13 protein-coding genes are annotated in these 15053 nt (G+C 38.6%); 11 read left to right on the plus strand and 2 right to left on the minus strand.

The annotated features are described in order from the left end of the window. The first annotated feature begins 78 nt into the window (after positions 1–78). From JCM15457_RS01815 to JCM15457_RS01850, 8 genes are all read left to right on the plus strand, one after another. A complete protein-coding gene (locus JCM15457_RS01815) occupies positions 79–1119 on the plus strand; it encodes a helix-turn-helix domain-containing protein (RefSeq protein WP_034986950.1) in 1041 nt (346 codons plus the stop codon). Between the two features lie 44 nt (positions 1120–1163). After that, the gene (locus tag JCM15457_RS01820; protein ID WP_034986951.1) at positions 1164–2618 is read left to right on the plus strand and encodes a RecQ family ATP-dependent DNA helicase; all 1455 of its coding nucleotides are present in this window, start codon (positions 1164–1166) and stop codon (positions 2616–2618) included. A 96-nt stretch (positions 2619–2714) separates the two neighbouring features. Then, positions 2715–3368 carry a LysM peptidoglycan-binding domain-containing protein gene (locus JCM15457_RS01825; protein ID WP_034986952.1) on the plus strand — a complete coding sequence of 218 codons (654 nt, stop codon included), beginning with the start codon at positions 2715–2717 and terminating at the stop codon, positions 3366–3368. Between the two features lie 40 nt (positions 3369–3408). Further along, complete coding sequence (cmk, locus tag JCM15457_RS01830) at positions 3409–4089, plus strand: (d)CMP kinase (RefSeq protein ID WP_034986953.1); 681 nt, start codon at positions 3409–3411, stop codon at positions 4087–4089. A gap of 81 nt (positions 4090–4170) precedes the next feature. Beyond that, the gene (rpsA, locus tag JCM15457_RS01835; protein WP_034986954.1) at positions 4171–5388 is read left to right on the plus strand and encodes a 30S ribosomal protein S1; all 1218 of its coding nucleotides are present in this window, start codon (positions 4171–4173) and stop codon (positions 5386–5388) included. Positions 5389–5495: 107 nt separating this feature from the next. Continuing rightward, positions 5496–6806, plus strand: a complete 1311-nt coding sequence (der, locus tag JCM15457_RS01840; RefSeq protein ID WP_034986955.1) for a ribosome biogenesis GTPase Der — start codon at positions 5496–5498, stop codon at positions 6804–6806. A gap of 246 nt (positions 6807–7052) precedes the next feature. Continuing rightward, complete coding sequence (gene hbs, locus JCM15457_RS01845; protein WP_034986956.1) at positions 7053–7328, plus strand: non-specific DNA-binding protein Hbs; 276 nt, start codon at positions 7053–7055, stop codon at positions 7326–7328. Positions 7329–7463: 135 nt separating this feature from the next. Next, positions 7464–8729, plus strand: coding sequence for a tetratricopeptide repeat protein (locus JCM15457_RS01850; protein ID WP_034986957.1), 1266 nt, complete (start codon positions 7464–7466; stop codon positions 8727–8729). 236 nt (positions 8730–8965) lie between these two features. Here JCM15457_RS01850 and JCM15457_RS01855 read toward each other — a convergent pair whose 3' ends face one another. Beyond that, positions 8966–9808: a site-specific integrase gene (locus JCM15457_RS01855; RefSeq protein ID WP_034986958.1), complete on the minus strand. Its 843-nt coding sequence runs from the start codon at positions 9806–9808 to the stop codon at positions 8966–8968. Positions 9809–9903: 95 nt separating this feature from the next. Continuing rightward, on the minus strand, positions 9904–10797 hold the full coding sequence (locus JCM15457_RS01860) for a YitT family protein (RefSeq protein WP_034986961.1): 894 nt from the start codon (positions 10795–10797) through the stop codon (positions 9904–9906). A gap of 323 nt (positions 10798–11120) precedes the next feature. Between JCM15457_RS01860 and dapB the strand changes: the two genes are divergently transcribed. From dapB to JCM15457_RS01875, 3 genes are read left to right on the plus strand one after another with little or no spacing between them, the layout of a single operon-like run. Continuing rightward, positions 11121–11909 (plus strand): 4-hydroxy-tetrahydrodipicolinate reductase, encoded by a 789-nt coding sequence (dapB, locus tag JCM15457_RS01865; protein WP_034986963.1) that lies wholly within the window; start codon positions 11121–11123, stop codon positions 11907–11909. Next, the gene (locus tag JCM15457_RS01870) at positions 11906–13111 is read left to right on the plus strand and encodes a CCA tRNA nucleotidyltransferase (RefSeq protein ID WP_034986966.1); all 1206 of its coding nucleotides are present in this window, start codon (positions 11906–11908) and stop codon (positions 13109–13111) included. Before dapB ends, JCM15457_RS01870 begins: the two co-directional genes overlap by 4 nt. A 33-nt stretch (positions 13112–13144) precedes the next feature. Beyond that, complete coding sequence (locus JCM15457_RS01875) at positions 13145–15046, plus strand: ABC-F family ATP-binding cassette domain-containing protein (RefSeq protein WP_034986969.1); 1902 nt, start codon at positions 13145–13147, stop codon at positions 15044–15046. Positions 15047–15053: the final 7 nt, after the last annotated feature.

Below are 15053 nucleotides of genomic sequence, written 5' to 3' on the forward strand. Positions count from 1 at the left end.
GACTCGCTTTTTGAGTGAGAACGATTTTTTTACGTATTTATTTTGAGTCACCATTACACCAAGAGGAGGGATAAAACGATGGATGAGTTACTCTATTTTTTTTCAAAGACTCAGCCTAGAAGACCAACAGTAGTTCGACAAGTGCTTTCAAATAAACGAACAGTATCAAATCTTTTTTGGGGGATGCGCTATGGGATTATCGACTGGCTTGCGGTTTGTCCGCGATTTGAGCGGGCAAAATTCGACGGTGAGATCAAGGAACTGATTAGGAGAGGACGACTCATTGAGACTGGGGATAGAGAGGTTCTACTAACGGAAACAGGGGTAAAACAGTGTACTGCTTTTGAAAGTCAGCATTACAGAATCAAAAAACCAGCCATATTTGGCGCTCTTAAAACACAACTCTGGCAAGAGCTTTTGCGCCTTTTGGTTCAAGTGATCTCTGAAGCAAGTTATCATAACAGGAGGTATTTTGTTGTTGCCTCTTCATTTCAAGCGCAGACAATTATTAAGCGGTGGTATAAAGAAAATCGGCAATACGATTTAGGCCGAGTTTTGGGAGAACAATTACTCTTGTTTTTGGAAAATGTGGATAGACAGCATGCCGATATTTTTATGCAGCTTTTTTCCGGGCATGATGTCATTGCTAAAACGATAGAACAAGTAGCCGCTGACACTAATTATTCAGCATGTGATGTACAATTTCTGTGGGAGGATTTAAGTGCAAGTTTAGCAGCATTTTTGTATAATGGATCCAGTATCTTTAAAAGCCTAGTGGCACCACTTATGGCTTCAAGTCGGCTTTCAAAAAGTGCGGCTGCAACATACGGCTTGTATGAGAGTGGCTTGCCGCTTTCTACAATTAAAACTAAGCGCAGGTTGAAAGAAAGTACAGTAATTGAACATCTCCTTGAGGCAGCTATCTTTGTACCAACTTTTGATTTTAAACGACTGCTTTCAGTAAAAGATTATTATGTGTTAAGACAGCTTTTTCAGGGGAATATTGACAATTGGAGTTATAAAAAACTTGAAAGTGTTGAGCCTACTGTTTCGTTTGCCAAGTTTCGATTATATCAGATCGAACAAACTAGGTTGAACGCGGACAATATTTCAGATTAAGCAAGCCGTTGTTAATATAGGTTCGGAGTGAGGTGGTGAAAAAAATGAAAAATTCTGATGAAAGATTGAAAGCAGCTTTAAAAAAATATTTTGGCTTTTCTGAATTCAGAAGTGGACAAAAGGAAATTATAGATAATCTGTTAGCGCACAAGTCAACGCTTGCGATTCTGCCAACGGGTACAGGAAAATCTTTATGCTATCAATTGGTGGGAAAAATAAGCAGGAAACCAGTAGTTATTATCTCACCTTTAATCTCCTTAATGCAGGATCAAGTTGAACAATTGCGATTTGCCGGTGAAAAAAAGGTAGTGGCATTGACATCTGCTTTGCCATTCACGCATAAGCAATATGTGGTCAATCACTTGGCTCAGTTTGATTTTATTTATCTTGCGCCTGAAATGCTGAACAAAGAAGAACTTGTTGCAGCCTTGCTAAAATTAGACCTGGCCTTACTTGTTGTAGATGAGGCACACTGTATTTCAAAATGGGGACCAGATTTTCGGCCGGACTATCTTGCACTGGGTGCATTACGCAAGTACTTACATTTCCCAGTGACGCTGGCACTGACGGCAACAGCAACCAAAAAGGTCGCAGATGATATCAGGAAAAGCCTTTTTGAAACGGAAAAAATCAGCGTAATCAGGCACTCGGTAGATCGACCAAATATTTTTCTGGCTGTTGAAAAGGTGACAAGTCAAAATGCAAAAAATCTGAAATTGATTCAGTTGGTGAAACGCCTGAAAACACCTGGACTGATCTATTTTTCAAGCAAGAAAAAAGCTGATGAAATTGCGGATTTACTTCGGCAAAAAACTAGATTGAATGTTAGTTCATACCATGCTGGGCTGAGTGGAATTGACCGCTATGCCATCCAACAGCAATTCATGCGGGGAAAATTGGATATAGTTTGTGCCACCAGTGCTTTTGGCATGGGTGTTAATAAGAAAGACATCCGTTATGTGATTCATTATCATTTGCCAGCGGATCTTGAGAGTTATCTGCAAGAAATAGGACGAGCCGGACGAGATGGTGGACAAAGTATTGCTGTTCTTTTGTATCAAAAGAGTGATGCAGACCTTCAGCGTAGTTTGATAGAGAAGACTTTGCCTGAAAATGAAATGATCCAATATTACATGGATAACGCGCAAAGGTTGACGGGACGTGTTGGCGAGCAAGGCGAGTTGTTGGACTATTACCGTAAACAGGGGTTGTCTAGTGAAAAAATCAAGCAACTATTTTCAGAACGGCGGCGTGATAGGAAAAGCAACTTGAGTGAGATTTTAGCCTATATCAATACCGTTGGTTGCCGGCGTGACTACATAAAGAAGTATTTTGGAGAAAAAAGCAAAAGCCAGCACAACGCTTTGTGTTGCCAGTTGATCGGGGATCAAATCCCATTTGAACAATTAGCGTTGACCAATAGTGAAGTCCTGACTGGCAGCAAAGTCTCCCAAAATGGTGGATACAATAGAATTATTAAAAAACTTTTTAATTTGTAAAAAATATAAAAGGAATTAATGGTTATCAGCAACTCTGCTATCTGGATAATTGTACTTATGGTAAAATAAATTATAATAGTTTGGGGAGGGACAGGCATGAGTCATAAAAATGAAGAGCAAAAAGGTGAGCAGCCTTGGGCAAAAACGTTTGAAGATGAACGTGATGACAGTGGAAATTATTCACGAACGGCTAATCGGAAGAAAACACGTACTAACACAGTACTGACAACATCATTATTGATAATCTTTATTGCAATCATAATTGGTACTGTGGCAGCGTATTTTTTTTCGCAACGAAGTTCGATGCAACCATCGTCTGAAGGGGATAATGTTAATGTGGTTGCTTCAACTTCAAAGAAAAAAGCAAAGAAAAGCAGTTCGAGTTCACAGGCAAGTCGAAAAAAATCGGGGTCAGCTGTTTCTAAAGCGAGTACGGGTGCCTCCAGTACAAACTCTAGTATAGAAAGCTCAAGTGCTGCAAGCAGCGTAGCGGAAAGTCAGCCAGCTAGCTCAGACACGAGCTCACAAGTTGCTGAATCCAGTTCCAGTACACAAGCTGAGTCTTCGTCTTCAGCCGCAGCTAACAGTTCAAGTGACGGTGGTGGCAGCTATGTTACAGTTGGTGCTGGTCAAGGAATATACCGTGTTGCGGTTAATAATGGTTTGACCGTGGATGAGTTGCTACAGCTGAATCCATCTTTGGGTAGCGGATCAACTTTGACTCCGGGTCAATCTGTACGTGTTAAGTAAAAAAAGAATTTTATTCATATGTTGTTAGGAGAGTTTTGTCATGAATGATTTATTGCAAATTGCAATTGATGGCCCAGCTTCTGCAGGGAAAAGTACCGTTGCCAAAATGGTTGCACATGAGTTAGGATACATCTATTGTGACACTGGTGCGATGTACCGTGCGGTTACATGGGCAGCCATTAAAAGGGGGATAAAGCTGGATGATAATTTGGCTCTGGAGCACATGCTTTCGCAAATAAAAATTAGTTTCGCACCTTCTGTAAAAGGGCAACGAGTTTTTGTTGACCAAGATGAAGTTACAGACGATATTCGACTGCCTGAGATAGCCAATAATGTTTCAACAGTGGCGGCCCAGCTCAGTGTACGAGAAGCATTAACCAAACGTCAGCAGGAAATTGCAATTAATGGCGGAATTGTAATGGATGGGCGTGATATTGGGACGACTGTGCTGCCTGACGCGCAAGTTAAGATTTTTTTGGTGGCGAGCGTCAAGGAAAGGGCTTTGCGCCGTTTCAAGGAAAATAAAGCCAAGGGAATAAAGGTGAATTTAGAAACATTGGAACAAGAAATAGCAGAACGTGATCGCAAAGACTCAACACGGGCTGTCTCGCCACTTGTGCAGGCAGCCGATGCAATTAAAGTCGATACGACTATATTATCAGTTGAACAAGTTGTTGCAAAAATTATGAAAATAATACAAAAAAAGGCAAAAAATGGCTAAAAGTGCATTTTCACTGGAATTTATTGTTAATTTCGGCTAAAATGGTACTTAGAGTTATAGTCGTTAAGGAGGACATAGTCCATGAGTGAAGCAGATGCAAATAAGGATTTATTAGAAGCGTTAGATAGCGTCAGTGAGGTTAAGATTGGCAATGTTGTCAAAGGAGAAGTTTTGGCACTTGATGATTCCAAACAGGTTATTGTTGGAATTGAGGGAACTGGTGTTGAAGGTGTAGTACCCTTTAAAGAATTAGTTACTAAACCTGGTGAAGAAATTGAAGATACGGTTAAAGTCGGAGATGTTCTTGATCTTGTTGTTATCTCAAAGATTGGTTCAGATAAAGAAGGCGGCAGTTACCTTTTGTCGCAGCGCCGTCTGGAAGCAAGAAAAGTTTGGGATGAGATTGAGAAGGAATTTGAGGCTGGTGAAACAATTACGGCCCCTGTAACGCAGGTTGTTAAGGGTGGTTTAGTTGTTGATGCCGGTGTCAGAGGTTTCATTCCTGCTTCAATGGTTGATGATCGTTTTGTTGAAGATTTGAACCAATATAAGGGTCAAACACTTGAATTGAAGATCATTGAGATTGAACCAAGTGAAAATAGATTAATTTTATCGCATAAGGAAATTGTTAAAAAAGCACGTGAGGCTAAGAAGGCTGAGACATTATCTAAGTTGGTCGTTGGTGATGTTATTGAAGGCAAGATTGCTCGTTTAACAAGTTTTGGTGCGTTCATTGATCTTGGCGGTGTTGATGGTTTAGTTCATGTTTCAGAAATTGCTTATGAACGTGTTGAGAAACCTTCTGATGTACTAAAAGTTGGAGAAACCGTTAAGGTTAAGGTTTTAGCAGTCGATCCTGAAAAAGAAAGAATTTCACTTTCGATCAAGCAGACATTGCCGCAACCTTGGGATGATCTTGATCAAAAAGTTGCCGAAGGAGATGTTCTTGAGGGAACTGTAAAAAGGTTAACAAGTTTTGGTGCGTTCGTTGAAGTCTTCCCAGGTGTTGAAGGTTTGGTTCATATTTCACAAATTTCACACAAACATATTGCTACACCAAACGAGGTGTTAACTTCAGGCGAAAAAGTTAAGGTCAAAGTTCTTAACGTACACCCTGAAGAACATCGTTTAGCTTTGTCAATCAAAGCACTTGAAGAAAAGCCAAGTCCTGCTTCAAGTGAAACAGAGGAAAAGCACACTGAAAACAATAGTGCTAAGGCGGAAGCCCCAGAAGAAAATACTGGATTTACGCTTGGTGATCTTGTAGGTGACCTCAAGGATGACGAAGAAGAAAAATAGTTTCTGATTGAAATCAATCTGGCTGGCTCAAAAGAAAAAACTTTTGGGTCAGTTTTTTGCTGAAATACTATTGGAATTAATGATTTTTTGAAAGCGAGGTGTTTTAATTGTCCAATCCTGTAGTTGCAATTGTAGGTCGACCTAATGTAGGTAAATCAACAGTTTTCAACCGAATAGCTGGTGAGCGTATTTCAATTGTTGAGGATATTGCTGGGGTAACACGTGATCGTATTTATACACACAGCGAGTGGCTAGGTCAAAAATTTGATTTAATTGATACTGGCGGTATTGATATTGGTGATGAACCTTTTTTAACCCAGATAACAGAACAAGCTGAGATCGCAATTAACGAAGCAGATGTTATCGTGTTTGTCGTTAGTGTTAAGGAAGGTGTTACGGATGCTGACGAAAAAGTTGCTCATATTTTATATCGTTCAGATAAACCAGTAATAGTGGCTGTAAATAAAGTGGATAATCCCGAGCTAAAGGGAGATATATATGATTTTTATTCCCTAGGCTTTGGAGAACCTGTTGCCATTTCAAGTACGCACGGAATTGGAATAGGAGATTTATTAGATCAAGTTTGTCGTTCTTTCCCTGAAATGAATGAGCAAGAAGAAGACAATGAAATTAAATTTAGTTTGATTGGCCGTCCGAATGTAGGAAAGTCTTCCTTGGTTAATGCCATTCTGGGTGAGAATCGAGTAATTGTTTCCAATATTGAAGGAACAACACGAGATGCGATTGATACCCCATTTGTTACGGAGTCGGGTGATGAGTTTAGTGTAATTGATACAGCTGGTATTCGCAAAAAAGGAAAAGTGTACGAGAATACAGAAAAATATGCAGTACTTCGTGCTATGCGTGCGATTGACCGCTCAGATGTCGTGCTTGTTGTGTTGAATGCAGAAGAAGGAATTAGAGAACAAGATAAGCGTGTCGCGGGTTATGCTCATGAAGCTGGCCGCGGTATGATTATTCTGGTCAATAAATGGGATACGGTCAAGAAAGATAATCGGACGATGCAAGAATTTGAAGATTTGATTCGCCGTGAGTTCCAATACTTGAGTTATGCACCGATTATCTTTGTTTCTGCTGTGACAAAGCAACGCCTAGATAAGCTGCCTGCTTTGATTAAACGCATTAATGAGAATCATGAACGTAGAATCAGTTCATCTGTGCTCAATGATGTTATCATGGACGCAATCGCGCGGAACCCTACACCGACCGACAATGGTAAAAGACTGCGTATCTATTACACAACGCAGGTTGCTGTTAAGCCGCCAACGTTTGTTATCTTTGTTAATGATACTGAACTAATGCACTTTTCATATGAAAGATTTATTGAGAATCAAATAAGAGAAGCTTTTGATTTTGTGGGAACTCCAGTACACATTATTGAAAGAAGACGCAAATAATGTTCAATTTGAAGTTAAGATAGTTACTCTTTTTTGAGTTTTAAAGTGCAATGAACTTGAGAGATTTTTTCGCTTCTTTAGAGTTTAAAAAAAAGCGAAAAACCTTGTTATATTGGGCTTTATATGCTATCTTAGTAGGAGAGATAATGATTTGTTAGTCATTGTTTCATCATTTTGATTCATTCAAAATGGAAGCTCGCAGATTAAATATCTGTGTATATATCTTCGTATGAGGAGGTGAAACACATGGCAAACAAAGCACAATTGATCGAAACAGTTGCAACTAAGACTGGTTTGACTAAGAAAGATGCAACTTCAGCTGTTGATGCTGTTTTTGAAACAATTCAAGACACATTAGCAGAAGGCGAAAAGGTTCAATTAATCGGGTTTGGTAACTTTGAAGTACGCCAACGCGCAGCTCGTAAAGGTCGTAACCCACAGACAGGTAAGGAAATTCAAATTCCTGCAAGCAAAGTACCTGCTTTTAAACCAGGTAAGGCTTTAAAGGATTCTGTTAAATAGATAGTGAATTACTATTCGTCTGAATGAAGTCGGGACTTTAGTCCTGACTTTTTTGTTGCAGGTGTGAAAATTAGCCATGTTTTTCATCAAAAAATACTATTTTTATAACAATGATTAACAAAAAAGGATGATTTTATGAGCTATTCAGCTAAAATAATTTCGATGATCGAAATGGGAAAGTTTGACGATGTTCAGTCAGAATTTGAAAAAGCTTTGCAAAACGACAGTGTTGATCTGATATATAGTTTAGCAGAAGAGCTCTATTCGATGGGCTTTTCAGAATTAGCTCAACGTGCATACCAATTTCTTTTGAATAAGTATCCGCAAGAGGATCAATTACGGACAGCTTTGGCTGATATTGCGATAAGTGAGGGGAACAATGATCAGGCGCTTAACTATCTAGCAGCAGTAAAACCTGATTCTGATGCGTATTTGAACTCGTTGCTAGTAGCAGCGGATCTATATCAGACACAGGGATTATTTGAAGTTAGTGAACAGAAGTTATTGGACGCAATTAGAATTGCCCCAGAAGAACCTGTTGTTATTTTTGCTTTAGCCGAGTTTTATTTTGATGTAAAAAAATATCATCAAGCTATTCCGCTTTATTTAAAACTGGTCAAATTGGGCATTGCTGAATTTTCACAGGTAAAGTTGGCACAACGGTTAGGTTTCTCATATGCGGTCAGCGGAAAATTTGAACAGGCACTTGGATATTTGGAACAGGTTCATGAGGATAATATTGATCTTGATACACGATTTCAATTGGCTTTCACAGCGCTTCAGCTCAAACAATATGATGAGGCTATTAAAAACTTTACAAAGTTAAAAGAAAGTAGTTCTGACTATACAACTGTTTATCCGTATCTTGCTGAAGCATATGAGCAGCAAGGTCTGCTGCAAAAGGCATTAGAGGTTCTTCAAGAAGGTCTGCGTGTCGATCAATATAATATTAAATTATATCAATTGGCTAGCTCAACGGCGCTTAAACTGCAGCAGCCTAAGTTAGCGGAACAGTATCTTCGTTCAGCCCTTGACTTGGATCCCGATAATGCGACACTGCTTATTCAGCTTAGTAATCTGTTAGTTGAACTAAAAAGATATCATGAGAATATAGATTTGTTGACGGATTATCTTGAAAAAGGTGAAATTGATCCGCAATTGAATTGGAATTTGGGTAGGTCATATGCCAAAATTGAGGATGATAAAAATGCACTTGCAAACTATCAGCTTGCAGAGCAGACCTTCAATAATCAGCCCGATTTTTTGCGCGAAATAAGTTTCTTCTTCCGTAAGATCGGCAAGTTGTCAGCTGCTGAGAAGAGCGTGACAGCATACTTGAATATTGTTCCTGAAGACTTGGAAATGCTTGATTTACAAGATGAGTTACGAGATTTAAACTAGACTTAATAAATTAGTTATAACTATGATTATTTTTAGTAAATGCAGAATTAAAGCACCTTGCAAGAGTGGAATATAAGTCAGTAAATTTGAGTACTAACGCGGAATTACGAACAAAGCAAGTGCTTTGCTATAAGTAATTCGGATAGACAAAAATTTTGTCTTGTGGCCTACGATTACATGAAATAAATAGCGGAGCTAGGTTAAAAGCAATTTTTAACCTAGCTCCTTTCCTACGTTTAGTCAAATTTTTCTTTAGAGTCCTTAAAACGCCAATTGAGCTGGCGATAATAATTAAGTGATGGGGGAGTCAAACGCAATTTCAGTATAAGCTCGTTATCACTAGCATGTTGATGATTAGCTAAATATTGACAAACTGCATTTTGATAAAGTTTTTGTGGGCCGAGTAAAAAATCGCATTTAGGTTCGTCACTTTTCAAATACTTATGCAGAGCCGGTGAAGTTAGCTGAGGGCTAAGGGGGTCAAAACGCTGTTTAAGAAAAATATCGGCTGTATTTTGTTTTTGTTGCAAAGGTTGAATAAAAGTGTGGAATTGAAGCATGAAGTTGCTTTCAAAATTATTCAACTTCTCTTTTTTTAGAACTGTATAAAAATTCGGCTGTAAGAATTCGTTAATAGGATAAAAGTGCGCACAAAGAAGCAATGTTAATCTTGTATAAAAACTCAAATCATTATTAGCGAGTAAAGATTCGAGTTTATCTGACCAGTTTAGTGAGTCAATGAGCGGCTTAAAATTTTGTTTGCCCGTTAAAGTGAGCGTTGGCAATGATCGAATTAAGTTTTCATGAAATAGATATTCAAAGTAACGGTTAAGATGGGATAGAACTTTATTATAAGTTGAATATTTAGCTGAACGTTTTATGAGCAGCATCGAGAGATAATCACGAATATCACTTTCTTGCAGAAGGTTAACAGATGGTTTTTCTTGATAATTAAAATTGAAGTGTCGTAAATAATTAAAAAAATCATTTAAATCGTGGCGATAGCTAGTGATAGTCGTTAAAGCCAACATTTTTCTGACTAAATATTGTTCGAAACGATCCTGATATGGATAACTCATTTTTTTATCCTCCATTTGAAAAATGTAAAATCTTACTTTAACTTATTATAAACAAAAAATTGACGCTGCACAAACCGCAGCGTCAAAAACAATATCTAAAGTCGCCGTCTGAAAAATGATTTTTGGGGTTGAGCGTAGGTAAAGCCTTCACCAATTGCTTCATTTACAGTTAGCACTGATACAAATGCACGTTCGTCGATGGATTCGACTATCCTTTTAAGCGATGTTAATTCACTCGGGCTGACAACACAGTAAATCGCTTGTCCTTTTTCTTTGGAAAATGCACCAGTTGTTTGAATATGACTTACACCGCGACCAAGGCGGTTAATTATTTGCTGAGTGATTTCTGGATAAGCACTGCTAAAAATGATGACTCCCCGAGCGGCATATGCGCCTTCTTGAGTAAAACTAATTATCCTTGAAAAAACATAAGAAGCCAAAAGGGTATACATCATTTGCCGAATACTAATGTAGCTCAAAGAAAGACCCAGTACCACGCAGTCCAGTGCTAAAAGAGTTTTCCCCATGGCAACTCCTCGTTTCTTTTCAAAAATACGCGCGACGATATCGGTTCCGCCTGTTGTTCCGCCGAAACGGTATATTAGACCGGAACCGACGCCACCAAAAAAGCCGGCCAGCAAACCAGCAATGAACATATCGTGGCTTATATTAATAGTTACAGGAACACGCTGCCACAGCCAAATAAAAAATGACAACGAAATAGTTCCATGGACGGTATAGACAAGGGCATTTTTTCCTAAATAACGCAGAGCGATAATAATCAATGGAACATTTATGATAAGTGTGGAATAAGCGGGATCAATATGCAGCCAGTATCTAATAATAAGAGTGATTCCAGTAATACCACCTTCGGCCAAGCTATTGGCTATGTTAACCTTAACTAAACCAAAAGCATAAAAAGCACACCCGAGAGCGATCATAGTAAAGTCGACCAAGCGCATCTGTAACTTATTTTTTGTTTGGTACATTTTTTCATCTCCTATTATAATATTATTCGAATAATGGCGAAAATTTTGTCAGAAACAAATGCTGTGTTATTGTTTCTGTGTAAGCTCAAGCGAAAAGCATTCGATTTTAGAGCTTAAGTAAAAGTGATTTTTAACACGGATCCGTGACAGATCCTAGAAAATAATAACACAAGTTGAAGCGTGAAGTCAGTAATTGAATTCTTTATTTTAATAAAGTCATTAAAGACGGTTTATAATAATAAAGCTCACCTAGAAGAGGTGCAAGAAAATAAACAATCTGTTAGAATAAATTAGTATAGACTCGAATGAAAAGGATGATATAAATGGTAAAGGTTATCGTGGCAGGTTTTAAGGGACGTATGGGAAATACAACTACGCATATGGTCATTGAGCACAAGAATTTTGAACTTGTTGGTGTATTCGATCCAAGAGCCACTGAAAAGCTTTTGAGTGAAAGTAATGAGTTCTCAGGTTTGGATGTCCCAGTAGCTTCTAAATTAGAAGATATCGACACAAACAGTGCTGATGTTTGGGTTGATTTTACGTCTCCTTCATCAGTTTATGGGAACGTTAAATTCGCAATTGAACATGGTATTTCACCTGTTGTTGGTACTACGGGAATGACCGATGACCAAGTTGCTGAGCTGCAAAAGATTGCACTGACTAAGAAAATAGGCGGTTTAATTGCACCAAACTTTGGTATTTCAGCAGTTCTTTTGATGCAGTTCGCGCAACAAGCTGCTAAATATTTTCCAAATGTTGAGATAATTGAAATGCATCATGATAATAAATTGGACGCTCCAAGCGGAACAGCGATCAATACGGCCAAATTAATTGCAGAAGTTCGTACTCCAAAAGAGCAAGGAAACCCAGAAGAAAAAGAAACATTAGCTGGGGCTCGTGGCGCTAATTATGAAGGGATGCATATTCACAGTGTTCGGTTACCTGGATATGTTGCGCATGAACAAGTTTTGTTTGGCAGTGAAGGGGAAGCTTTGACGATCCGGCAAGATTCGTTTGATCGCAGTTCATTCATGTCTGGTGTGGCAGTAGCCATTGAAAAAATTCAAGATCACGATGAGTTACTGGTTGGGCTTGAGCATATTTTATGATAATCAAAAATTTACCTGTTGAATTTGAAGAAGCAAAGGAAGTTTTAGGAGCTATCCAGCAGGCTGGTTTTGAGGCTTATTTTGTTGGCGGCAGTGTCCGCGATACGATTTTAGGCCTTAAGATTCATGATGTTGATATCGCAACAAGCGCTTATCCCTCCGAAGTTAAGAAAATCTTCAAAAAGACAGTCGATACTGGTATTGAGCATGGAACGGTCACAGTTCTTGACCATGGGCGTGCATACGAGATAACGACTTTTCGTACTGAATCGACATATCAGGATTTTCGTCGTCCGGATCATGTTGAATTTGTGCGGTCACTTAGAGATGATTTGAAACGGCGTGACTTGACGATAAATGCACTCGCGATGAAGCCCAACGGTGAGATCATTGACTTATTCGATGGTCTTGATGACTTAAAAAGGGGAAGAATACGTGCTGTCGGTGTGGCTGAGGAAAGATTTCATGAAGATGCTTTGCGAATGATGCGCGCTGTTCGTTTCGCTAGTCAGCTTGATTTTATAATTGAAGAAAATACACTTAACGCAATTCAGCATCACGCTCCTTTGCTTGCAAAAGTTGCTGTCGAGCGAATTCACGTTGAGTGGGTAAAATTACTATTAGGCAGAAATCCTCAAGCCGGTCTAACAGACTTTTTAGCGACGGACTTGTATCTCTACTGTCCACTTTTTGATGATAAAGAAGCAGTCTTCAGGAAAATTTTGCAGCTTAAAACGCTTCAGATCAGGAATGAAGAGTCAGCTTGGACATTATTGTGCTATTTAAGTAGCTTATCTTCCAGTTCAGTTAAGAAGTTGCTGCGTGCATGGAAAAGTTCTAATGGTTTAATTGATAATGTCATAGTCGCAACGAGATTAGTTCCTATGATAAAACAGCAAAGGCTGGATACTTGGACTTATTATAAAAGTGGTCTTCTATGCTTGAAAATTGCCAATGACGTAGCTACGATTCTAGGTTTTGGCATCAACCAAGCTATTTTAGAAAAAAAATATGCAGCTTTGCCGATTAAGAATAAACATGAGTTAAAAGTTAACGGCGGAATCTTGATAAGAAGTTTAAAAATAAAACCAGGGCCACAACTAGGTGAAATCTTAAGAAAACTTGAATTTAAAGTTGTTGTCGGCGAGATTGAAAATCAGCAGGAAGTACTGTTGGCAGCGGCTGCTGAATGGGTAAAATGAGTAAAAGCAATTTGAAGATGAGAGTGTGGATTTATGCAAACCTTACGCGTTGAGAACTTATCCAAAACATACGGTGAAAAAACACTGTTCGCAGATATCGAGTTTATGATAAATGAAAATGACCGAATTGGGCTGATAGGTACTAATGGATCCGGCAAGACATCCTTACTGAACGTTCTGACAGGTTTAGATGCAGCTGATAATGGGGAAATAATTAAGCCTAATCAATATCGAATCAGTTATCTAAAACAAATTCCTGAGCTTGATCCTGCAGCAACAATCATGAATGCTGTTTTTGAGGGATCTGCTCCTATTTTTCAAACGATTCATGAGTATGAACAGGCACTCACGTTGTATGGGCAGAATCCTGAGAATGCAAAATATCAACAGCGTTATGTTACTGCTGAAAACAAAATGAACCAAGAAGATGCTTGGAGTGCTGAGAGCGATGTCAAGACGATTTTAACCCAACTGCATATACGCGATTTGAACCAAAAAATCGACAGCTTGTCAGGAGGACAGAAGAAACGTGTAGGGCTAGCACAAGTCCTTATTCAAGCTCCAGATTTGTTGGTATTGGACGAACCCACTAATCATCTTGATTTTGATTCAATCAAGTGGTTAGAAAAGTATCTTGCAGGTTATAAGGGTGCCTTACTGGTAGTGACACATGACCGGTACTTTTTGGATCAGGTAGCAACAAGAATCATTGAGCTCTCTTTTGGTAAAATTTACACATATCAAGGCAACTATCAGGCTTTTGTCAGTCAAAAGGCGGATAGAGTTGAACAAGAAATTAGTGCGGAACATAAACAACAGCAGTTGTATAAGAAAGAATTAGCTTGGATGCGTACTGGTGCTAAGGCAAGAACGACAAAGCAGCAGGCACGAATCAACAAATTCAATGACCTCAAGAAAAACTTAAACAAACTGCAAGTTGATGATGATATTGATATTTCATTAGGACAACAGCGGTTAGGCAAAAAAGTTCTTGAAATTAAAGAGGGCACATTGGATATTGCAGACCACCACATACTTAAGAATTTTAGCATGTTGGTTCAGGCTCACGACCGAATTGGTATTACAGGTGTCAATGGTGCCGGTAAGTCATCACTTCTGAATGTATTAGCTGGTGAACTTCCATTGGATAAGGGAAATGTTGTTATTGGAGATACTGTTAAGCTAGCTTATTATCGCCAACAAACCGAAGATATCCCTGAAGATGAACGGATGATTAGTTATCTTAACAAAATTGGTCAGAATGTTGTCGATAAAAACGGTCAGCGTATCAGCACTACACAATTATTGGAACAGTTTTTGTTTCCCCGTTCCATGCATGGTGTTCTTATCAGAAAACTTTCTGGCGGTGAAAAACGCAGGCTGTATCTTTTGAAACTGCTAATGTCTCAACCGAATGTTTTGCTGCTTGATGAACCAACTAATGATTTAGATATTGGTACTTTGACCGTTTTGGAAGACTATTTAGACAATTTTGCAGGCACAGTCATAACTGTTTCCCATGATCGCTACTTCTTGGATAAAGTTGCGGATAAGCTGCTTATTTTTTCAGGTAACTCACATATAGATAGGTATGCAGGTGTTTTTACCGACTATCTGAAAGAAAATGAAGCACATAACAAACAGAGCCAAAAGACTGTTAAGAAAAATAAGGTTCGGGCTAAGAATGAAGAAAAAGAGGTTCAAAGCAAGAAAAAAACTAAATTAACTTATGCTGAAAAAATTGAATTTGGCAAAATTGAAGATGAGATTGATCAACTAGAGAAGGAAAAGGCTTCATTTCAGAAGCAACTAACGCAAGTCGATGGTGCAGATTACGAAAAACTAGCTGAATTGCAGCAGAACATTGATGTAGAAGACAAGAAAATAGAAGAAAAAATGAAGCGTTGGGAATATCTGAGTCAGTATAATCAATAATTTTAAA

It is taken from the genome of Liquorilactobacillus sucicola DSM 21376 = JCM 15457, assembly GCF_000612445.1.
Classification (GTDB): Bacteria; Bacillota; Bacilli; order Lactobacillales; family Lactobacillaceae; genus Liquorilactobacillus; species Liquorilactobacillus sucicola.